The sequence below is a fragment of the Streptococcus sp. k-163 genome (assembly GCF_013277555.1).
Lineage (GTDB): Bacteria > Bacillota > Bacilli > Lactobacillales > Streptococcaceae > Streptococcus.
The window spans coordinates 53,053-73,280 of the sequence record NZ_VMND01000023.1; the positions used below are offsets into that span (position 1 = coordinate 53,053).

At 41.0% G+C, this 20,228-nt stretch carries 22 protein-coding genes; 10 read left to right on the forward strand and 12 right to left on the reverse strand.

Annotated features, from left to right (window positions below; all coding sequences use genetic code 11):
• Window positions 1-43 precede the first annotated feature (43 nt).
• From HT731_RS08655 to HT731_RS08665, 3 genes are all read left to right on the forward strand, one after another.
• Window positions 44-997, forward strand: a complete 954-nt coding sequence (locus HT731_RS08655; RefSeq protein ID WP_173278562.1) for a CPBP family intramembrane glutamic endopeptidase — start codon at window positions 44-46, stop codon at window positions 995-997.
• A gap of 76 nt (window positions 998-1,073) precedes the next feature.
• A complete protein-coding gene (gene uvrB, locus HT731_RS08660; RefSeq protein ID WP_173278564.1) occupies window positions 1,074-3,062 on the forward strand; it encodes an excinuclease ABC subunit UvrB in 1,989 nt (662 codons plus the stop codon).
• Between the two features lie 22 nt (window positions 3,063-3,084).
• A complete protein-coding gene (locus tag HT731_RS08665; protein ID WP_061759723.1) occupies window positions 3,085-3,552 on the forward strand; it encodes an 8-oxo-dGTP diphosphatase in 468 nt (155 codons plus the stop codon).
• Here the strand turns inward: HT731_RS08665 and HT731_RS08670 are convergent.
• From HT731_RS08670 to coaB, 5 genes are all read right to left on the reverse strand, one after another.
• On the reverse strand, window positions 3,549-4,064 hold the full coding sequence (locus HT731_RS08670; RefSeq protein ID WP_061759722.1) for a transcription repressor NadR: 516 nt from the start codon (window positions 4,062-4,064) through the stop codon (window positions 3,549-3,551). The two genes, HT731_RS08665 and HT731_RS08670, sit on opposite strands and share 4 nt — an antisense overlap.
• An 11-nt stretch (window positions 4,065-4,075) precedes the next feature.
• Window positions 4,076-4,603 (reverse strand): ECF transporter S component, encoded by a 528-nt coding sequence (locus HT731_RS08675; RefSeq protein ID WP_061759721.1) that lies wholly within the window; start codon window positions 4,601-4,603, stop codon window positions 4,076-4,078.
• A 290-nt stretch (window positions 4,604-4,893) separates the two neighbouring features.
• Entirely contained in the window at window positions 4,894-5,457 is a 564-nt protein-coding gene (locus HT731_RS08680) for an ECF transporter S component (RefSeq protein ID WP_173278566.1), read from the reverse strand.
• Window positions 5,441-5,992 (reverse strand): phosphopantothenoylcysteine decarboxylase, encoded by a 552-nt coding sequence (coaC, locus tag HT731_RS08685; RefSeq protein WP_061759720.1) that lies wholly within the window; start codon window positions 5,990-5,992, stop codon window positions 5,441-5,443. The genes HT731_RS08680 and coaC overlap by 17 nt, the downstream gene beginning before the upstream one ends.
• Window positions 5,993-6,004: 12 nt before the next feature.
• Window positions 6,005-6,694: a phosphopantothenate--cysteine ligase gene (coaB, locus tag HT731_RS08690; RefSeq protein WP_061759719.1), complete on the reverse strand. Its 690-nt coding sequence runs from the start codon at window positions 6,692-6,694 to the stop codon at window positions 6,005-6,007.
• Window positions 6,695-6,923: 229 nt separating this feature from the next.
• On the opposite strand from coaB, the gene HT731_RS08695 reads away from it, so the two are divergent.
• From HT731_RS08695 to radC, 3 genes are all read left to right on the forward strand, one after another.
• Complete coding sequence (locus HT731_RS08695) at window positions 6,924-8,594, forward strand: formate--tetrahydrofolate ligase (RefSeq protein WP_173278568.1); 1,671 nt, start codon at window positions 6,924-6,926, stop codon at window positions 8,592-8,594.
• 266 nt (window positions 8,595-8,860) lie between these two features.
• Window positions 8,861-11,152 (forward strand): DNA helicase PcrA, encoded by a 2,292-nt coding sequence (gene pcrA / locus HT731_RS08700; RefSeq protein ID WP_173278570.1) that lies wholly within the window; start codon window positions 8,861-8,863, stop codon window positions 11,150-11,152.
• A 42-nt stretch (window positions 11,153-11,194) separates the two neighbouring features.
• Window positions 11,195-11,875: a DNA repair protein RadC gene (gene radC, locus HT731_RS08705; RefSeq protein WP_173278572.1), complete on the forward strand. Its 681-nt coding sequence runs from the start codon at window positions 11,195-11,197 to the stop codon at window positions 11,873-11,875.
• On the opposite strand, the gene HT731_RS08710 is transcribed toward radC, so the two are convergent.
• The 7 genes from HT731_RS08710 to HT731_RS08740 all read right to left on the reverse strand — a co-directional run bounded on the left by HT731_RS08710 (window position 11,872) and on the right by HT731_RS08740 (window position 16,644).
• Window positions 11,872-12,561, reverse strand: a complete 690-nt coding sequence (locus HT731_RS08710; protein WP_061759715.1) for a gamma-glutamyl-gamma-aminobutyrate hydrolase family protein — start codon at window positions 12,559-12,561, stop codon at window positions 11,872-11,874. The genes radC and HT731_RS08710 overlap by 4 nt on opposite strands.
• Before the next feature lie 17 nt (window positions 12,562-12,578).
• Window positions 12,579-13,220 (reverse strand): redox-sensing transcriptional repressor Rex, encoded by a 642-nt coding sequence (locus HT731_RS08715; RefSeq protein ID WP_061759714.1) that lies wholly within the window; start codon window positions 13,218-13,220, stop codon window positions 12,579-12,581.
• Window positions 13,221-13,302: 82 nt separating this feature from the next.
• Window positions 13,303-13,518, reverse strand: coding sequence for a DUF4649 family protein (locus HT731_RS08720; RefSeq protein WP_061759713.1), 216 nt, complete (start codon window positions 13,516-13,518; stop codon window positions 13,303-13,305).
• Window positions 13,519-13,525: 7 nt separating this feature from the next.
• Window positions 13,526-13,873 carry a DUF1831 domain-containing protein gene (locus HT731_RS08725; protein WP_000863540.1) on the reverse strand — a complete coding sequence of 116 codons (348 nt, stop codon included), beginning with the start codon at window positions 13,871-13,873 and terminating at the stop codon, window positions 13,526-13,528.
• A gap of 4 nt (window positions 13,874-13,877) precedes the next feature.
• Window positions 13,878-14,993 (reverse strand): cysteine desulfurase family protein, encoded by a 1,116-nt coding sequence (locus HT731_RS08730; RefSeq protein ID WP_061759712.1) that lies wholly within the window; start codon window positions 14,991-14,993, stop codon window positions 13,878-13,880.
• A 9-nt stretch (window positions 14,994-15,002) separates the two neighbouring features.
• Entirely contained in the window at window positions 15,003-15,962 is a 960-nt protein-coding gene (locus HT731_RS08735) for a ribose-phosphate diphosphokinase (RefSeq protein WP_001283819.1), read from the reverse strand.
• Between the two features lie 112 nt (window positions 15,963-16,074).
• Window positions 16,075-16,644 (reverse strand): CYTH domain-containing protein, encoded by a 570-nt coding sequence (locus HT731_RS08740; RefSeq protein ID WP_173278574.1) that lies wholly within the window; start codon window positions 16,642-16,644, stop codon window positions 16,075-16,077.
• Window positions 16,645-16,771: 127 nt separating this feature from the next.
• Between HT731_RS08740 and HT731_RS08745 the strand changes: the two genes are divergently transcribed.
• From HT731_RS08745 to pta, 4 genes are read left to right on the forward strand one after another with little or no spacing between them, the layout of a single operon-like run.
• The gene (locus HT731_RS08745; protein ID WP_000171685.1) at window positions 16,772-17,443 is read left to right on the forward strand and encodes a GTP pyrophosphokinase family protein; all 672 of its coding nucleotides are present in this window, start codon (window positions 16,772-16,774) and stop codon (window positions 17,441-17,443) included.
• A complete protein-coding gene (locus HT731_RS08750) occupies window positions 17,427-18,245 on the forward strand; it encodes an NAD kinase (RefSeq protein ID WP_000799055.1) in 819 nt (272 codons plus the stop codon). The genes HT731_RS08745 and HT731_RS08750 overlap by 17 nt, the downstream gene beginning before the upstream one ends.
• Window positions 18,242-19,138 (forward strand): RluA family pseudouridine synthase, encoded by an 897-nt coding sequence (locus HT731_RS08755; protein ID WP_049521139.1) that lies wholly within the window; start codon window positions 18,242-18,244, stop codon window positions 19,136-19,138. Before HT731_RS08750 ends, HT731_RS08755 begins: the two co-directional genes overlap by 4 nt.
• Before the next feature lie 43 nt (window positions 19,139-19,181).
• Window positions 19,182-20,156 (forward strand): phosphate acetyltransferase, encoded by a 975-nt coding sequence (gene pta / locus HT731_RS08760; protein ID WP_173278576.1) that lies wholly within the window; start codon window positions 19,182-19,184, stop codon window positions 20,154-20,156.
• The last annotated feature ends 72 nt before the right edge of the window (window positions 20,157-20,228 follow it).

The window sequence follows — 20,228 nt, forward strand, 5'->3', positions numbered from 1 at the left end:
GTGCTATAATAATAGTAATAATAGAAGAAAAGAGGACGGAGATATGAAGAACAAAAGAATTTTTAAAGACTTCCAAGCTTCTCAAATGCGGTTAAACCTCTACACAAGCCCCTTGTTAGCCTTTGTTTTTGTCTTTATAGGAGAGTTTGTTGCATATACTTTGTATGGTATTAGCTTGTTAGCTCTCGTCGGCCTTGCTAGAAATTTTGGAGAGGCTGGTCAAAATCTTGCAAGCTACTTCCAAAACTTGCTGGTGAGCTTGACGGATAAAACAAGTGACTTTCGTTTAATTTTAGAATTGCTGTCCTTTGGTTTTGTTCTCAACACTGTATTCAGATGGACTAGAAAAATTGAGAAAAGGCCTATTCGAACCTTGGGATTTTATAGAGAGAATTTCTTCAGCAATCTTCTTAAAGGCTTTGGTCTAGGTTTGGCACTTTTTCTTCTGACCTTGTTAGGTTTAGTAGCATTAGGGCAATATCGTTTTGAGTCTATTCACTTGAATCCTTACTCGCTTGTCTTTGTCATTTTTACCATTCCATTTTGGATTTTACAGGGGACAACAGAAGAAGTGGTGGCCCGTACTTGGCTCCTACCTCAATTGGCCTCAAGAACCAATTTAAAACTTGCTGTTGTCATATCTAGCATATTCTTCACCCTACTTCATATGGGCAATTCTGGTCTAACCCCTCTATCTCTAGTGAATCTCTTCCTATTCGGAGTTGCTATGTCTCTTTACCTTCTCAAAACAGATACTGTTTGGGGTGTTGCAGGTATTCATGGTGCTTGGAATTTTGCTCAGGGAAATTTATTTGGGATTTTAGTTAGTGGTCAACCGTCAGGAACGTCTTTGATGACCTTTTTACCACAAGGCAATCAAGCCTGGATATCAGGTGGTTCTTTTGGGATTGAAGGTTCTGTCATGACAAGTCTGGTCTTGCTACTGATGATTGTCTATCTCGCCTATCAATTAAAGAAAGAAAATGAAAGGATGTGACTTCGGTTCGTCCTTTTTTTCGTGAAAATTCTACAAGTATGCTAAAATAGGAATAGCACATGGAGAGAGGATTCTTATGATCAATCGTATTACAGATAATCAATTTAAACTAGTATCAAAATATCAACCATCAGGAGATCAACCCCAAGCTATCGAACAGTTGGTTGATAATATCGAGAGTGGAGAAAAAGCTCAGATTCTGATGGGGGCGACCGGAACAGGGAAGACCTATACCATGAGTCAGGTCATTTCCAAAGTCAATAAACCAACTCTGGTCATTGCCCACAATAAGACTCTGGCAGGCCAGCTCTATGGGGAGTTTAAGGAATTTTTCCCTGAAAATGCTGTTGAGTATTTCGTATCTTACTATGATTATTACCAGCCTGAGGCCTATGTTCCTTCCAGTGATACCTATATTGAGAAGGATAGTTCTGTCAATGACGAGATTGATAAGCTCCGACACTCAGCAACTTCAGCCCTTTTAGAGCGCAATGATGTTATTGTCGTGGCTTCAGTCTCTTGTATCTATGGTTTGGGTTCGCCCAAGGAATACGCTGATAGTGTCGTGAGTCTGCGTCCAGGCTTAGAGATTTCTCGTGATAAACTTTTGAATGATTTGGTCGATATTCAGTTTGAACGCAATGATATTGATTTCCAACGGGGAAGATTTCGTGTTCGTGGGGATGTGGTGGAGATTTTCCCAGCTTCCCGTGATGAGCATGCCTTTCGAGTAGAATTTTTTGGAGACGAAATTGACCGTATCCGTGAAGTTGAGGCTCTGACTGGTCAGGTATTAGGAGAAGTGGATCATTTGGCGATTTTCCCTGCGACTCACTTTGTGACCAATGATGATCACATGGAAGTTGCCATTGCTAAAATTCAGGGCGAATTAGAAGAGCAACTAGCTGTCTTTGAAAAGGAAGGCAAATTGCTAGAAGCTCAACGTTTGAAACAGCGAACAGAGTATGATATTGAAATGCTGCGTGAGATGGGCTATACCAACGGGGTTGAAAACTATTCACGCCATATGGATGGACGTAGCGAAGGAGAGCCTCCTTATACGCTCTTAGATTTCTTTCCAGATGATTTCTTGATCATGATTGATGAAAGTCACATGACCATGGGGCAAATCAAGGGCATGTACAATGGAGACCGTTCGCGTAAGGAAATGCTGGTTAATTATGGTTTCCGTTTGCCATCAGCTTTGGACAATCGACCTTTACGTCGTGAAGAGTTTGAAAGCCATGTGCATCAGATTGTTTACGTTTCAGCGACACCTGGTGACTATGAAAATGAACAGACCGAGACAGTGATTGAGCAAATCATTCGTCCAACAGGACTCTTGGATCCTGAGGTGGAAGTCCGTCCGACTATGGGACAGATTGATGACCTCTTAGGTGAAATTAATGCCCGTGTTGAGAAGAATGAGCGTACCTTTATCACAACCTTAACCAAGAAGATGGCAGAGGACTTAACCGACTACTTCAAGGAAATGGGCATTAAGGTTAAGTACATGCACTCGGATATCAAGACTTTAGAGCGGACAGAGATTATCCGTGACTTGCGCTTGGGTGTCTTTGATGTCTTGGTCGGAATTAACCTGCTCCGTGAAGGGATTGATGTTCCTGAGGTTAGCTTGGTTGCCATTCTCGATGCTGACAAGGAAGGTTTCCTTCGTAACGAACGTGGCCTCATCCAGACCATTGGACGTGCCGCCCGTAACAGCGAAGGCCATGTCATTATGTATGCGGACACTTTGACTCAGTCTATGCAACGTGCCATTGATGAAACTGCTCGCCGTCGGAAAATCCAGATGGCTTATAATGAAGAGCATGGTATCGTACCACAAACAATCAAGAAAGAAATCCGTGACTTGATTGCCGTAACTAAGACTGTTGCCAAGGAAGAAGACAAGGAAGTAGATATCAATAGCCTCAATAAACAAGAGCGCAAAGAACTTGTCAAGAAACTAGAGAAACAAATGCAAGAAGCCGTCGAAGTGCTTGACTTTGAACTAGCAGCTCAGATTCGTGATATGATACTGGAAGTCAAGGCGTTGGATTAGAATATTATCTAAAGGAGAAAATATGTCCCGTTCCCAATTAACGATTTTAACAAATATTTGTCTGATTGAAGACCTCGAAACTCAGCGCGTGGTTATGCAGTATCGCTCTCCTGAAACCAATCGCTGGTCTGGTTATGCCTTTCCTGGAGGTCATGTTGAAAATGGTGAGGCTTTTGCGGAGTCTGTCATTCGTGAAATCTATGAAGAAACAGGGTTAACCATTCAAAATCCTCAACTTGTCGGCATTAAAAATTGGCCTCTGGATACAGGTGGGCGCTATATCGTCTTTTGTTATAAGGCGACTGAGTTTACTGGAACTCTTCAATCTTCAGAAGAGGGAGAAGTTTCTTGGGTGCAAAAAGACCAGATTCCAAACTTGGATCTGGCCTATGATATGTTACCATTGATGGAGATGATGGGAGCTCCTGATAAGTCAGAGTTTTTCTACCGACACCGTACAGAAGATGGCTGGGAGAAAGAAATTTTTTAATCTTTTACTAAATAGCCGAGCTGATCTAAGGCCTCCTCGATATAGTGGAGGTCTTGTTGTGTTTCGGCTTCGACTAGGTGGTAATGGATGCCATCTGTCAATTCAGATAGAGGTCTAAAGTCAGAATGCTCGACTTGTTCTAGAAAATGTTGCACATCTCTACGACAAGACAGTTTCAGCAAGGTTTCAATTTCTCCATAAACGGGATGGTCAATCAAGGTATTTTGAACACGTCCACCATTATCAACGATAGCAAGGAGTTCTTGACCTATTTCTTCAACCTCATGTTTCACCTTGAAAAGTTTATGGACATAAGGATTGGTATCAATCTGTTTATAGATGTAGCCACGATTAGTGGATAGGATAGGAGCGCCATCGGCTCTTAAAATTGCAATGTCCTGTACAATGATCTGGCGTGTAACATGAAAATGTTCAGCTAAACTTTGGCCGTTGAGAGCTTTAGGAGCTTCTTTCAAGAGTTGGAGCAGGGCTTGTTTGCGATCTTTTGTCATATTTCTTCCTTTTAACGGCGTTTTCGAAGCACTTTATAGACAGCTAGTGCTAATGTATAGTCTACCATACTATGGATAATTGTGCCAAATCCAACTAGCACAAAGAGAACATAAAACATATTTTCTACATTAGTACCAGAAGTTGCGTAAAAAACGATACAGGCTAATACTTCAGCAAGGGCATGAACGACAGCTAAAACAAAGTTGAAAATCCAGGAAGATTTTGGTTTATCTAGGGTATCGGGGAATTTTTGTAGGTAAAGAGCTCCTAAAGTTCCAAAAAATATATGTGAAAAAGCTCGAAAAACGATAACCATGGGATAGCCAGCCATCAAAAATCCAAAACTTGAGGCTAGGATGACAAAAATTGCCATCAAGGGCGACAAGAACATAGCGATAAAAATAGCGATGTGGCTCCCCAAAGTGTAAGAAGCAGGTGGAATGACAATTTTAAAAGGCATAACAATTGGAATCAAAATCGCAATAGCCGTTAAGAGGGCAGTCATTGTCATAAATTGTGTCTTTTTCCGTGTATTCATAAGAATCTCCTTTTAACTGTATATACACTAGTATAGTACAATAAAATAGACAATAAAGCAAGGATTTACTTAGGTTTATAGGTCATTTTTAAGTTAATACTCTTCGAAAACCTCTTCAAACCACGTCAGCTTCCGTCTGCAACCTCAAAACTGTGTTTTGAGCAACCTGTGGCCAGATTCCTAGTTTGCTTTTTGATTTTCATTGAGTATAAATATTGGTAAAGAGTTCACTAAAAAGAAACTACCTCAAACAAAATCTCCACCTTCAAGCTTGAAAGCAGAGATTGTTTTTATTTCTTCAAAGTTTGTAGTCTTGGAACAATAGCTAGGGTTAGAACTGCGGAAATGACTAATTCTGCAATGGAGTTTGTTGAGATAACGGTTGCTAAGAGTTTTTGGATATTACCATCAAAGACATTTCTAAAAAGGTAGAAAATTCCACCGAGTACAAAGACTGTGTTGGTAAGTGAACCAAGGGCACCAGCTAAAATAAGACCAGTTTTATTTTTCATCAGTTTATAAACTAGGTACGGAGTCAAACCAATCAAAATACGTGGGACGATGGCAATGATAGCTGAGTAGATGTTCCCATTTGGTACGAAAGGAGAGAAGAGGTAGCTTGTTGGTAGAATCGTAATCGTATTAACTGTCAAGCTAAGTAGACCCATCAAAAATCCAAGTGTAACCCCAACTCGTGGACCGTAAATAATGCTGGCAATAATGACAGGAATATGAACGATGGTCGGTTTGATTGGAAATGGAAAAAGGTTAAAGATAAGCGAGCTCAGAAAGTGTATCACGAGCATGGTTGCAAAAAAGATAGCAATGGGTGCAATATTAGAGCGTTTTTTCATCGAGAGTTTCCTCTATTCTTTCTAAAATAATTGTGAGGTCAGCTAAGGCTCCCCTTCCATGGTCTCCGCAAGCTAGTAGGGATTCTCTGGGAGCAATCAGCTGATAGCCATATGTTTCTAATGTTTTCAGATTAGTCTGAGTTGCCGGATGGTCATACATTTTTGTATTCATAGCAGGAGCTATTAGTTTAGGAATATTTTTGGGCAAGGCTAAAGCTATGCTGGTTACCATGTTGTCAGCATAGCCGTGGGCTAGCTTTGCAATTGTGTTAGCTGTTGCAGGGGCTACGATAAATAAATCTGCCTTTTTTCCAAGTTCGATATGATTAATCTGATTAGGATAGGGTTCCTTCATGACATCAAGGTGGACAGGATTCTGTGATAAGACCTGTAGTGTCAAAGGTTGGATAAACTCTGTAGCGGCCCGAGTCATTAAAACCGTGACTTGATGACCTTGTTTTTTTAGAGAACTGACTAAATCTGCCGACTTGTAAGAGGCGATTGACCCTGTTACAGCCAAGAGAATATGTGCCATAGCTTTCCTTTCTTATGAATGATAGGTTTGAATTTTTTCAAGGAGGAGTTTTGCAATTTCTTCTTTAGTCTGGGCTGTTTGAAGCTGATCTTTCTCAACGAAGATAGCTCGGTGCTGACCTGCTGAGATTTGAGTCAGGTCATTAGCAATGATTAAGTCCGCTTGATTCTTGATAAGACTTTTTCGGGCAATCTCGATGAGATAATCTTCAGAGACATCAACCAGTAGTTTAAAACCAATCAGATGAATAGTAGGATTCCATTCCTTGACTAGAGATATGATTTTGGGTGTTTTTTTCAGGAACAAAACCTGAACCTCATCAGTTGAAGAAATCTTAGCCTGATGATTTTGCTTGCTTAAAAACTCTTCTAGATTGGAGCTAGCCTGAACTTCCTCAAGCCCTGTCATATAAACAGGAGTGTAGTCGGACACCGCCATTGAGTGAATCAAAACCTGATAATCTGCAACCCGTTCTTGCATTTCCAGTAGAAGGTCCTTGGTATTGGTAATTTCTAGAATACTTAGGTTGGGATGGGCTTCTGGCTTCAGAGCTCGTTTTGTCGTAATTAAACAAACTTCATGCCCTGCATCAAGCAAGGTTTTTGTGATGATTTTCCCCAAGCGACCTGTAGAATGGTTAGTGATAGAGCGGACGCTATCGATAGCTTCACTGGTACCGCCCGATGTAACTAAAATTTTCATAGCACTATTGTACACAAAAATAAACGGTAAGTAAAATGAAAGCGATAAATTTTTGGTAAAAACGGAGATTTACTATAGTTTCAAACTATAAAGCCATATAAAATTTAAGAAAGGGCTCTAAAAACCTTAAAAACAGGGATATTTACGAACGTTTAGAGAGTTTTGGGATGTTAAAAATCTTGTTTTGTGTTATAATGAATTATCATATAAGAGGTTAGAGGAGTTTTGAATGAAAACAGATATTGAAATCGCACAGAGTATTGAGTTGAAGCCAATTGTTGATGTTGTAGAGAAACTTGGTATTTCTTACGACGATTTGGAGTTGTATGGAAAATACAAGGCTAAGCTCAGCTTTGATAAAATTCGTGCAGTTGAGAGCAATCCAGTTGGGAAATTGATTTTGGTTACTGCCATCAACCCAACACCTGCAGGTGAAGGAAAATCAACTATTACCATTGGTCTTGCGGATGCCTTGAACAAGATTGGCAAGAAAACCATGATTGCTATCCGCGAACCATCTCTTGGTCCAGTCATGGGAATTAAGGGTGGTGCTGCAGGAGGTGGTTACGCTCAAGTTCTACCAATGGAGGACATCAATCTCCACTTTACTGGCGATATGCATGCCATTACAACTGCCAACAACGCCCTTTCTGCCTTGATTGACAACCACTTGCACCAAGGCAATGAGCTGGGAATTGACCAACGTCGTATCCTCTGGAAACGTGTCGTTGACTTGAACGACCGTGCTCTTCGCCATGTGACCGTTGGACTTGGTGGTCCTCTAAACGGTATTCCACGTGAGGATGGCTTTGATATTACCGTTGCTTCCGAAATCATGGCAATTCTTTGCTTGGCAACAGACATCGAGGACTTGAAACGCCGTTTGGCCAATATCGTAATTGGTTATCGCTATGACCGTACACCTGTTTCTGTAGGTGATTTGCAGGTTGAAGGTGCCTTGGCTTTGATTTTGAAGGATGCTATTAAACCGAACCTGGTTCAGACAATTTACGGTACACCTGCCTTTGTACACGGTGGTCCATTTGCCAATATTGCTCATGGATGTAATTCAGTCTTGGCAACAAGCACAGCCCTTCACTTGGCTGATTACACAGTTACTGAAGCTGGTTTCGGTGCAGACCTTGGTGCTGAGAAATTCCTTGATATCAAGACACCAAACTTGCCAACTTCGCCAGATGCTGTAGTTATTGTTGCAACCCTTCGTGCCCTTAAGATGAATGGTGGTGTGGCTAAAGACGCTCTTGCAGAGGAAAATGTGGAGGCGGTTCGTGCAGGTTTTGCTAACTTGAAACGTCACGTTGAAAATATCCGTAAATTTGGAGTACCTGCAGTTGTAGCAATCAATGAATTTGTTTCTGATACAGAAGCTGAAATTGCAGCCTTGAAAGAACTTTGTGCCTCAATCGATGTACCAGTTGAGTTGGCTAGTGTCTGGGCTGATGGTGCGGAAGGTGGAGTAGCTCTTGCTGAAACGGTTGTTAAGACTATCTCTGAAAATCCAGCTAACTACAAACGTTTGTATGATAATGACCTTTCTGTCCAAGAAAAGATTGAAAAGATTGTTACTGAAATCTACCGTGGTAGCAAAGTGAACTTTGAGAAGAAAGCGCAAACACAAATCGCGCAAATCGTTCAAAACGGATGGGATAAATTGCCAATCTGTATGGCTAAAACTCAGTACAGTTTCTCTGACAATCCAAATGCACTTGGAGCACCTGAAAACTTTGAAATTACCATTCGTGAATTAGTACCAAAATTAGGTGCAGGCTTCATAGTCGCTCTAACTGGTGATGTTATGACTATGCCGGGGCTTCCCAAACGACCAGCAGCCCTCAACATGGATGTTGAAAGCGATGGAACCGTTCTAGGTTTGTTCTAGTATATTGTAATTGACTTTATACTCTTCGAAAATCTCTTCAAACCACGTCAGCTTCACCTTGCCGTACTCAAGTACAGCCTGCGGCTAGCTTCCTAGTTTGCACTTCGATTTTCATTGAGTAATAAATGAGTTTGGAAATAATATCCAAGCTCATTTTTTATCTAGATATAAGGAGTTGTCTTCTACACGTAACCAGTCTAGGTAAAGATATTTTCCCTGAATTCTGATATAATAGAAATATTGACTTCAAGAGTAAGGAAGAGAAGATGAACGCATTATTAAATGGAATGAATGACCGTCAGGCTGAGGCGGTGCAAACGACAGAAGGGCCCTTGTTGATCATGGCAGGGGCTGGCTCTGGGAAGACTCGAGTTTTGACCCACCGTATTGCTTATTTGATTGATGAAAAGATGGTCAATCCTTGGAATATCTTGGCCATTACCTTTACAAATAAGGCTGCGCGTGAGATGAAGGAGCGTGCTTATAGCCTCAATCCAGCCACTCAGGACTGTCTGATTGCGACCTTCCACTCCATGTGTGTTCGTATTTTGCGTCGGGATGCGGACCATATTGGCTATAACCGTAATTTTACGATTGTGGATCCTGGTGAACAGCGAACGCTCATGAAACGTATTCTCAAGCAGTTGAACTTGGATCCTAAAAAATGGAATGAACGAAGCATCTTAGGGACCATTTCCAATGCCAAGAATGACCTGATTGATGATGTAGCTTATGCTGCCCAAGCTGGCGATATGTATACGCAAATCGTGTCCCAGTGTTACACTGCTTACCAAAAAGAACTGCGTCAGTCGGAGTCAGTTGACTTTGATGATTTGATTATGCTGACCTTACGTCTCTTTGATCAAAACCCTGATGTCTTGACCTACTATCAGCAGAAGTTTCAGTACATCCATGTTGATGAGTACCAAGATACTAACCGTGCCCAGTACCAACTGGTCAAACTCTTGGCTTCACGTTTTAAAAATATCTGTGTGGTTGGGGATGCTGACCAGTCTATCTATGGTTGGCGTGGTGCTGATATGCAGAATATTTTGGATTTTGAGAAAGATTATCCCCAAGCCAAGGTTGTTTTGTTGGAGGAGAATTATCGCTCAACTAAAACCATTCTTCAAGCGGCCAACGAGGTCATTAAAAACAATAAAAACCGCCGTCCTAAGAATCTCTGGACTCAAAACGCTGATGGGGAACAAATCGTTTATTATCGTGCCAATGATGAGCTAGATGAGGCTGTATTTGTAGCCAAAACCATTGATGACCTTGGTCGCAGTCAAAACTTCCTTCACAAGGATTTTGCAGTTCTTTACCGTACTAATGCGCAGTCCCGTACTATTGAGGAAGCCTTGCTCAAATCAAATATTCCTTATACAATGGTTGGTGGAACCAAGTTCTACAGCCGTAAGGAAATCCGAGATATTATCGCTTACCTCAATCTTATTGCCAATTTGAGTGACAATATCAGTTTTGAGCGCATTATCAACGAACCGAAGCGTGGAATTGGGCCAGGCACTGTTGAGAAAATTCGTGATTTTGCAAATATGCAAAATGTGTCTATGTTAGATGCTTCAGCAAACATCATGTTGTCTGGCATCAAAGGAAAAGCAGCCCAGTCTATCTGGGATTTTGCCAATATGATTCTGGATTTGCGGGAGCAACTGGACCACTTAAGCATTACTGAGTTGGTTGAAGCAGTTCTAGACAAAACAGGTTACGTCGATATTCTTAATGCCCAAGCAACTCTGGAAAGTAAGGCTCGGGTTGAAAATATCGAAGAGTTCCTTTCTGTGACGAAAAACTTTGATGACACTTCTGATGTGTCAGAAGAGGAAACTGGTCTGGATAAACTGAGTCGTTTCTTAAATGATTTGGCCTTAATTGCAGACACAGATTCAGGTAGTCAGGAGACATCAGAAGTGACCCTGATGACCCTGCATGCTGCCAAAGGTCTTGAGTTTCCAGTTGTCTTTTTGATTGGGATGGAAGAAAATGTCTTTCCACTTAGTCGTGCAGCCGAGGATCCAGATGAATTGGAAGAAGAACGCCGTCTGGCCTATGTAGGAATTACGCGTGCAGAGAAAATTCTCTATCTGACCAATGCCAACTCACGCCTGCTTTTTGGTCGTACCAACTATAACCGTCCGACTCGTTTTATTAACGAAATTAGCTCAGACTTACTTGAGTATCAAGGCCTAGCCCGTCCAGCAAATACAAGTTTTAAAGCGTCATATAGCAGTGGTGGTCTTGCTTTCGGTCAAGGTATGAGTCTTGCGCAAGCACTTCAAGACCGTAAACGAAGTGCAGCCCCAAAATCTATCCAGTCAAGCGGTCTCCCATTTGGTCAATTTACAGCTGGCACAAAATCAGCGTCTAGTGAGACAAATTGGTCCATTGGTGACATTGCCCTCCACAAGAAATGGGGAGAGGGAACTGTTCTGGAAGTTTCAGGTAGCGGTGCTACGCAGGAGTTGAAAATCAATTTCCCAGAGGTTGGCCTGAAAAAACTTTTAGCTAGTGTAGCCCCAATTGAGAAAAAAATCTAATTTTTCATCCTTCTCACGAATAATAAAGTGAGGAGGATTTTTATGTACAGTATTTCATTCCAAGAAGATTCACTATTACCAAGAGAAAGACTGGCCAAGGAAGGAGTAGAAGCGCTCAGTAATCAAGAGTTGCTAGCTATTTTACTCAGAACTGGAACACGCCAGACTAGCGTTTTTGAAATTGCCCAGAAAGTTTTGAGCAATCTTTCAAGCCTAACGGATTTGAAAAAAATGACCCTGCAGGAATTGCAGAGTCTGTCTGGCATCGGGCGAGTTAAGGCTATAGAATTGCAAGCTATGATTGAACTGGGGCATCGTATCCACAAACACGAGACCCTTGAGATGGAAAGTATTCTCAGCAGTCAAAAGTTAGCCAAGAAGATGCAACAGGAGTTGGGACATAAAAAACAAGAGCACCTGGTGGCGCTCTATCTCAATACTCAAAATCAAATCATCCATCAACAGACCATTTTTATCGGCTCAGCTACTCGTAGTATTGCTGAACCACGTGAGATTCTTCACTATGCTATCAAGCATATGGCAACCTCTCTCATCTTGGTCCACAATCATCCTTCAGGAGCAGTAGCCCCTAGTCGTAATGATGATCATGTCACTAAACTTGTCAAAGAAGCCTGCGACCTGATGGGTATTGTCCTCTTGGACCATTTGATTGTCTCACATTCTAATTACTTCAGTTATCGTGAAAAGACAGATTTAATCTAAAGTTCATTGACGACATAGTCAAAGAGGTTTTTATCCTTGGGACGATTTTCAAATAGAAATTCTGGGTGCCATTGGACACCGAGAAAGGCAACATCATCCGTACTTATGACAGCTTCAATGATACCATCTTTAGGATCATGAGCCGCAATCTTTAAATTTGGTGCTAAATCTTTGATACTCTGGTGGTGGAAGGAGTTGATATGAGAGATTTCTCCATAGATTTCTCGAAGAACAGTGTTTGGTTCTGTCACCAAGCGTTGGGTTGTGTACTCAGCAGAAGAATCCTGCCAGTGGTCTTCGATATCTTGATACAAAGTTCCACCCATGGCAACGTTAAAGAGTTGTGTTCCACGGCAGACAGAAAAAATTGGCTTTTTCTGTTTAATAGCTTCCTTGATGAGGGCCAGTTCGAAGATATCTCTTTGAAGGTGGTAGTCATCGCTATCAATAGTTTTTGGTTCACCATAGAATTTTGGATCAACATTTTGCCCACCTGTTAAGATGAGCTTGTCAATCATACTGATATAGTGGCAGGCCATTTCTTGATCACCAATCGGTAGGATGATGGGAATCCCTCCAGCGTCTTTAACGCTTTCAACAAAGCCTTTTGCTACGTAGCTCATCATGATGTCATCATCTGGATGAGTTTTTTCGTTTCCTGTAATCCCAATAACTGGTTTTTTCATAAAATGATTTTCGCTTTCTAATCCTCTTTTCGCATGAAGTAGAGGAGGGTTTGGAGTTCACTTGTCAAATCGACATATTGAACGACCACGTCTTTTGGTAAATGAAGATGAACTGGTGAAAAACTGAGAATTCCTTTCACGCCAGCATCAACCAAGAGATTAGCGACCTCTTGTGACTTAACGCTGGGAACGGTCAGGATAGCAGTCTTAACATCAGCATTCTTGATTTTTTCTTTGATTTGAGAAATCCCGTAAATAGGAATTCCATCAGGAGTTTGCGTACCGACTTCAGGATGGTCATCTAGGTCAAAGGCCATGATGATTTTCATCTTGTTACGCTCGTGGAAACGGTAGTGTAGCAGGGCATGCCCCATATTTCCAATACCAACCAGCATGACATTGGTAATAGAGTTATCATTGAGCAAATCGGCAAAAAATGTCATCAGTTTTTTGACATCATAGCCAAAACCACGACGACCAAGTTCACCAAAATAGGAAAAATCACGACGTACGGTCGCTGAATCAATACCGATGGCCTCTGCAATTTGTTTAGAGTTGGCACGTTCAATCTTTTCTGCATGAAATCTCTTAAAAATTCGATAGTAGAGAGAGAGTCTTTTTGCTGTAGCTTTTGGAATAGCGGACTGTTTATCTTTCACAAAATCACAACCTTTCTATTCTTCTATTTTATAGAAACATTGTGAAAAAATCAACAAAAATAAGAAAAAACTAAGAAAAATCTTAGTTTTGATGTAAAAAATCTGCATGTGATAGAAAACGGTAGAGGTCTCCGACTAGTCCTTGGTAAACTTCCTGTCCCTCAAAAGTCAAAGAAGTCACATAAAGTGTATCTGGTAGGGTCACACATCCTGACAAAGCCAGCATGAGAGCCTCATAATCTTCATACTTGAGAGTACGCTCTACATGATAGCTGTCTTTATAGGTCAGTTTAAACATATAGGACCTATCTTTCAGATTTTGTAAAGACACCACGTTCTACCAAACTATCCATGAGGAAATAGAATTTTTCCTGATGAATGTGGTGGTCTTCTGATTTGAAAATATCAACCAGACGGAGACCAAACTTGTCAGTGATATTGATTTTAGCCCCTGTTAGCTCTTTATTGATAATGATTTTGAGTTGGAAGCCTTCACCGCTGTTTGGAACTTTTTCAAGTAAGCGAGTCAGTTCATAGTTACCAACCTTTGTCTCAAAAAAAGTATTGTCCTTGAGGGTAAACTTTTTAACAGAAGGGCTAAGAGTGTAGTCGTAACGACAATTTTTTAACTGAATGGTTTTTTCAAATGCCATATGGCTAACCTCCGATAATTTCTTTTAAGGTTTTTGCGAGGGTTTGTAGGTCTTCAACAGTATTTTGTGGCGACAAACTGATACGAACGGATTCCTTCAAGCGTTCTGAATTTGCTCCGTACATAGCTTCAAGAACATGGCTCGATTGAACAATGCCTGCGGTACAGGCTGAGCCAGTAGAGATTGAAATTCCAGCTAAATCTAGACGAAGGAGTAAGAGATCATTTTTCTGACCAGGAAATCCAATATTGAGAACATAAGGAAGATGGTGTTGTCCTCTATTCAGGTAATACTGAACTCCCTCAAGCTCCGCAAGAAAGGCAGTTTCTAGATTTTGTACATGTTGAAAATGTTCTTCTTGTTTTTCTAGGTCTTCTTTTAGGGCTGCAACCATGCCTACGATAGCAGCTAGATTTTCAGTCCCTGCACGTTTTTTCTGTTCTTGGTCTCCGCCATGTAGATAGGAATCAAAGTCCATTCTAGAAGCGTAGAAAAACCCGATTCCCTTAGGACCATGAAATTTATGGGCAGAAGCAGTGAGAAAATCAATGCCCAATTCTTCTGGATGAATAGGGATTTTTCCAATAGCCTGAACTGCATCGACATGATAGGCAGCAGGGTGTTGCTTAAGTATTTGGCCAATTTCAGCAATAGGCAGTAGGTTTCCAGTCTCATTATTGGCAAACATGGTAGAAACCAAAATCGTATCGTCACGTAAGGCCTCTTGAATTTGCTGGGCGGTGATTTCTTGATTTTCTGGCTGGATAATGTTTGCTTCAAAACCAAAGTGCTGAACCAAGTAATCAATCGTTTCAAGGACAGCATGGTGCTCGATGGCAGTTGTGATAATATGTTTTCCTCGTTCTTGGTGACGAAGGCAGTAGCCAATGATAGCAGTATTGTTGCCCTCAGTCCCACCAGAAGTGAAAAAGATATGTTGAGGTTTTGTTCCCAATAACTGGGATAGTTCCTGGCGGGCTTCTCGCAAAAGCTTGCCAGCTTGACGACCATGCCCATGGATACTAGATGGATTGCCATGGGTTTCTTGTAAAACCTTGGTCATAGCTGAAATAGCAACTGCTGACATAGGAGTCGTTGCAGCATTGTCCAAATAAATCAAAGAATCACCTTATTTCTTTTTGTTGTAAGCAAAGAGTGGGCTGACTGGTTTTCTTTCGTGGATACGTACTATAGCGTCACCAATTAACTCACTAGCAGTGATGTAGCATACGTTTTTAGGAGTTTTTTCTTTCGTTGCTACTGAATCAGTCACAAGAATTTCTTTAATACTAGTATTGTCAAGAAGTTCAGCAGCTCCTTCGACGAAGAGACCGTGGCTAGAAACAGCATAAATTTCTGTAGCCCCTTCACGTTCAACGATTTTAGCAGCTTCAGAGAAGGTACGTCCAGTATTTAAAATATCATCAATCAAGATGGCTTTTTTACCTTCAACATCACCAATGATATAACCTTCGTTGCGAGTTGCATCGTCTTGAGGATAATCGATAATGGCGATAGGAGCATCAAGATACTCAGCCAAGCTACGAGCGCGTTTGACACCTGAATTTTTAGGACTGACGACAACAACATCTGACCCAAGTAGTCCCTTATCGCAGTAATGTTTTGCAAATAGGGGAACTGTGAAGAGGTTATCGACAGGGATATCAAAGAAGCCTTGAACCTGAACAGCATGCAAATCAAGAGTAAGGATACGGTCAACACCAGCTTTAACCAGCATATTGGCAACTAGTTTAGCTGTAAGTGGCTCACGTGGTGAAGCAATGCGGTCTTGACGTGCATAGCCAAAATATGGAAGGACAACGTTGATACTGTGGGCACTTGCACGCACACAAGCATCGACCATGATTAGTAATTCCATTAGGTGGTTGTTAACAGGGAAACTTGTTGATTGGATGATGTAAACATCATAACCACGGACACTTTCTTCGATATTCACTTGGATTTCTCCGTCTGAAAATTGACGTGATGACAGTTTTCCAAGTGGGACACCAACAGCTTGAGCAATTTTTTGTGCAATCTCTTGGTTAGAGTTGAGTGCGAAAAGTTTCATATTTTTTCTATCTGACATTATAGACCGTCCTCTGTAAACTTCATAAATCCTAGTTATATATGTTTTGCATATATGAACTGGGATTCGTGTATTTTTATCTCTTCTATTTTACCAAAAAATGGAGATTATTTCAGCTATTTTTCATGCTTTTGACAAATCGAACTAATTTTGAGGGAGCTTTTTGGTAGGAAATCTGATTTTTCTCTAAAAATTGTTGGAAATCCTGTTTGCCTTGCCCATGATCTTCCACTTCAAGCTCTAATTCGTAATCTGTCATATCAAAGTACTGACTCTCATCCAGTGCCATGAGGCCAATAGCTGTTTTCATTTCATAGCGAAGCGTTGTTAGACAACCAAGGACATGCCATTTCTTGTTTTGTATACCGTGTTTAGCCAATTCATCAAGAACCAGCCCCTGAGGAAGTTCTTCCTTACTCAGATAATCTTCAGCATCTTTTAGCTGCAATTTTTGATTGTATTCCATGTTTCCAACACTTTGCGGGACTTTGAGTGTCAATTCCGCCCAGTCTTCAAAGGTTCGAATACGCATAGCGACTTTCTTTTCTCGTAGTTCAAAATCAGGCGTGTCGATGTAGTAATTTTTTTGAAGAATAGGAGTGACACCAGTGAACTGGTCTTTTAGACGATTGTATTCATCTTTTTTCAAGAGTGTTTTCAATTCAATTTCTAAATGTTTCATTTTTCTTACCTTTTCTTTATCGTTGAAAGCGGATTTATGTTATAATAGCTTTGTATTTATTGTATATAAATCTGGAGAAAAAATCAAAGATATTTTTGAAGGATAATATGAGAACAAGGGAGAATATATGACCTTAGAATGGGAAGAATTTCTAGATCCTTACATTCAAGCTGTTGGTGAGTTAAAAATTAAACTACGTGGTATTCGTAAGCAATATCGCAAGCAAAATAAGCATTCTCCGATTGAGTTTGTGACTGGTCGAGTCAAGCCAATTGAGAGTATAAAAGAAAAAATGGCCCGTCGAGGCATTACTTATGCGACCTTGGAACACGATTTACAGGATATTGCTGGTTTGCGTGTGATGGTCCAGTTTGTAGATGATGTCCAAGAAGTTGTGGCTATTTTGCGCAAGCGTCAGGATATGCGGATCATACAGGAGCGAGATTACATTACTCATCGAAAGGCTTCAGGCTACCGTTCCTATCATGTGGTAGTAGAATATACGGTTGATACTATCAATGGAGCCAAGACTATTTTGGCAGAAATTCAAATTCGTACCTTGGCTATGAATTTCTGGGCAACAATAGAACATTCTCTCAACTACAAGTACCAAGGGGATTTCCCAGAGGAGATTAAGAAGCGACTGGAAATTACATCTAAGATTGCCCATCAGCTAGATGAAGAAATGGGTAAAATTCGTGATGACATTCAAGAAGCTCAGGCACTTTTTGATCCTTTGAGCAGAAAATTAAATGATGGTGTAGGAAACAGTGACGATACAGATGAAGAATACAGGTAAACGAATTGACCTGATAGCTAATAGAAAACCACAGAGTCAAAGGGTTTTGTATGAATTGCGAGATCGTTTGAAGAGAAATCAGTTTATACTCAATGATACCAATCCAGATATCGTTATTTCCATTGGTGGGGATGGCATGCTCTTGTCGGCCTTTCATAAGTACGAAAATCAGCTTGACAAGGTACGCTTTATCGGTGTTCATACGGGACATTTGGGCTTCTATACGGACTATCGTGATTTTGAGTTGGACAAGCTAGTAACTAATTTGCAGCTAGATACAGGAGCAAGAGTCTCTTACCCTGTTCTAAATGTGAAGATCTTTCTTGAAAATGGTGAAGTGAAGATTTTTAGAGCACTAAATGAAGCCAGCATCCGCAGATCTGATCGAACCATGGTGGCGGATGTTGTGATTAACGGTGTCCACTTTGAACGTTTTCGTGGAGATGGACTAACAGTTTCGACACCGACTGGTAGTACAGCCTATAACAAGTCACTTGGCGGAGCTGTTTTACACTCTACCATTGAAGCTTTGCAATTAACGGAAATTGCCAGCCTTAATAATCGTGTCTATCGAACGCTGGGCTCTTCCATTATTGTTCCTAAGAAGGATAAGATTGAACTTATTCCAACGAGAAACGATTATCATACTATTTCGGTTGACAATAGCGTTTATTCCTTCCGAAATATTGAGCGTATTGAGTATCAAATCGACCATCATAAGATTCACTTTGTCGCATCACCTAGCCACACCAGTTTCTGGAATCGTGTTAAGGATGCTTTTATTGGCGAGGTGGATGAATGAGGTTTGAATTTATCGCAGATGAACATGTCAAGGTTAAGACCTTCTTGAAAAAACACGAGGTTTCTAAGGGGCTGCTGGCTAAGATTAAGTTTCGAGGCGGAGCTATTCTGGTCAATGACCAACCACAAAATGCGACGTATCTATTGGATATTGGAGACCGAGTTATCATCGATATTCCCGCTGAGGAAGGCTTTGAAACTCTAGAAGCTATCGAGCGTCCACTGGATATTCTCTATGAGGATGACCATTTTCTAGTCTTGAACAAACCCTATGGAGTAGCCTCTATTCCTAGTGTTAATCACTCCAATACCATTGCCAATTTTATCAAGGGTTACTACGTCAAGCAAAATTATGAAAATCAGCAGGTTCACATTGTGACCAGACTTGATAGAGATACTTCTGGCTTGATGCTCTTTGCAAAACACGGCTATGCCCATGCACGATTAGACAAGCAGTTGCAGAAAAAGTCTATCGAGAAACGCTACTTTGCTTTGGTTAAAGGTGATGGATACTTGGAGCCAGAGGGGGAAATTATTGCTCCTATTGCGCGTGATGAAGACTCTATTATCACCAGACGGGTGGCTAAAGGTGGAAAGTATGCCCATACATCCTACAAGATTGTAGCTTCTTATGGAAATATTCACCTGGTAGATATTCGTTTGCACACTGGACGAACCCACCAAATTCGAGTCCATTTTTCTCATATTGGTTTTCCTTTGTTGGGAGATGATTTGTACGGAGGTAGTCTGGACGACGGCATTCAACGTCAGGCCCTGCATTGCCATTACCTATCTTTTTATCATCCATTTTTAGAACAGGACTTGCAGTTAGAAAGTCCTTTGCCGGATGATTTCAGTAACCTTATTACCCAGTTATCAACTAATACTCTATAAAAACTGTTTCAGAGTATAATTATTATCTTAAAGGAGAAAACTCATGGAAGTTTTTGAAAGTCTCAAAGCCAACCTAGTTGGTAAAAATGCTCGTATCGTTCTCCCTGAAGGGGAAGAACCACGTATTCTTCAAGCGACTAAACGCCTGGTAAAAGAAACAGAAGTGATTCCTGTTTTGCTTGGGAATCCTGAAAAAATTAAAATTTATCTTGAAATCGAAGGAATTGAAGATGGTTACGAAGTCATTGACCCTCAACACTATCCTCAATTTGAAGAAATGGTTGCTGCCTTGGTAGAGCGTCGTAAGGGCAAAATGTCTGAAGAAGATGCACGCAAGGTTTTGATTGAAGATGTCAACTATTTTGGCGTTATGTTGGTATACTTGGGATTGGTTGACGGAATGGTATCTGGAGCTATTCACTCAACAGCTTCAACAGTTCGCCCAGCCCTACAAATCATCAAAACTCGCCCAAATGTGACTCGTACTTCAGGTGCCTTCCTCATGGTTCGTGGTACGGAACGTTACCTATTTGGAGACTGTGCTATCAATATCAATCCTGATGCAGAAGCCTTGGCTGAAATTGCCATCAACTCAGCAATCACAGCTAAGATGTTTGGCATCGAGCCTAAAATTGCTATGCTAAGTTATTCTACTAAAGGTTCAGGATTTGGTGAGAGCGTCGATAAGGTTGTAGAAGCAACTAAAATTGCTCACGACTTGCGTCCTGACCTTGAAATCGATGGTGAGTTGCAATTTGATGCAGCCTTTGTTCCAGAAACTGCAGCTCTGAAAGCTCCTGGAAGTACGGTAGCTGGTCAAGCAAATGTTTTCATCTTCCCAGGTATCGAAGCAGGAAATATTGGCTACAAGATGGCTGAACGTCTTGGTGGCTTTGCGGCTGTAGGACCTGTTTTGCAAGGTTTGAACAAGCCAGTTAACGACCTCTCTCGTGGATGTAATGCTGATGATGTGTACAAGTTGACCCTTATCACAGCAGCTCAAGCAGTTCATCAATAAAGAGAAGTTGTACTAAATAATTCGTATTTATAATCAAAAAACGCATAGTATCAAGTGTGTACTGATCCCAAA

Bases quoted from the DNA above. Each gene is read 5' to 3' on its own strand.
- HT731_RS08710 (WP_061759715.1), bottom strand. From the start codon at position 12,561: ATGAAAAAACCAGTTATTGGGATTACAGGAAACGAAAAAACTCATCCA.
- uvrB (WP_173278564.1), top strand. From the start codon at position 1,074: ATGATCAATCGTATTACAGATAATCAATTTAAACTAGTATCAAAATAT.
- pcrA (WP_173278570.1), top strand. From the start codon at position 8,861: ATGAACGCATTATTAAATGGAATGAATGACCGTCAGGCTGAGGCGGTG.
- coaB (WP_061759719.1), bottom strand. From the start codon at position 6,694: ATGAAAATTTTAGTTACATCGGGCGGTACCAGTGAAGCTATCGATAGC.
- HT731_RS08740 (WP_173278574.1), bottom strand. From the start codon at position 16,644: ATGAAACATTTAGAAATTGAATTGAAAACACTCTTGAAAAAAGATGAA.
- HT731_RS08675 (WP_061759721.1), bottom strand. From the start codon at position 4,603: ATGAATACACGGAAAAAGACACAATTTATGACAATGACTGCCCTCTTA.
- pta (WP_173278576.1), top strand. From the start codon at position 19,182: ATGGAAGTTTTTGAAAGTCTCAAAGCCAACCTAGTTGGTAAAAATGCT.
- HT731_RS08665 (WP_061759723.1), top strand. From the start codon at position 3,085: ATGTCCCGTTCCCAATTAACGATTTTAACAAATATTTGTCTGATTGAA.
- HT731_RS08745 (WP_000171685.1), top strand. From the start codon at position 16,772: ATGACCTTAGAATGGGAAGAATTTCTAGATCCTTACATTCAAGCTGTT.
- HT731_RS08735 (WP_001283819.1), bottom strand. From the start codon at position 15,962: ATGTCAGATAGAAAAAATATGAAACTTTTCGCACTCAACTCTAACCAA.
- HT731_RS08720 (WP_061759713.1), bottom strand. From the start codon at position 13,518: ATGTTTAAACTGACCTATAAAGACAGCTATCATGTAGAGCGTACTCTC.
- HT731_RS08750 (WP_000799055.1), top strand. From the start codon at position 17,427: ATGAAGAATACAGGTAAACGAATTGACCTGATAGCTAATAGAAAACCA.
- HT731_RS08755 (WP_049521139.1), top strand. From the start codon at position 18,242: ATGAGGTTTGAATTTATCGCAGATGAACATGTCAAGGTTAAGACCTTC.
- HT731_RS08670 (WP_061759722.1), bottom strand. From the start codon at position 4,064: ATGACAAAAGATCGCAAACAAGCCCTGCTCCAACTCTTGAAAGAAGCT.
- HT731_RS08655 (WP_173278562.1), top strand. From the start codon at position 44: ATGAAGAACAAAAGAATTTTTAAAGACTTCCAAGCTTCTCAAATGCGG.
- HT731_RS08695 (WP_173278568.1), top strand. From the start codon at position 6,924: ATGAAAACAGATATTGAAATCGCACAGAGTATTGAGTTGAAGCCAATT.
- radC (WP_173278572.1), top strand. From the start codon at position 11,195: ATGTACAGTATTTCATTCCAAGAAGATTCACTATTACCAAGAGAAAGA.
- HT731_RS08725 (WP_000863540.1), bottom strand. From the start codon at position 13,873: ATGGCATTTGAAAAAACCATTCAGTTAAAAAATTGTCGTTACGACTAC.
- coaC (WP_061759720.1), bottom strand. From the start codon at position 5,992: ATGGCACATATTCTCTTGGCTGTAACAGGGTCAATCGCCTCTTACAAG.
- HT731_RS08680 (WP_173278566.1), bottom strand. From the start codon at position 5,457: ATGAAAAAACGCTCTAATATTGCACCCATTGCTATCTTTTTTGCAACC.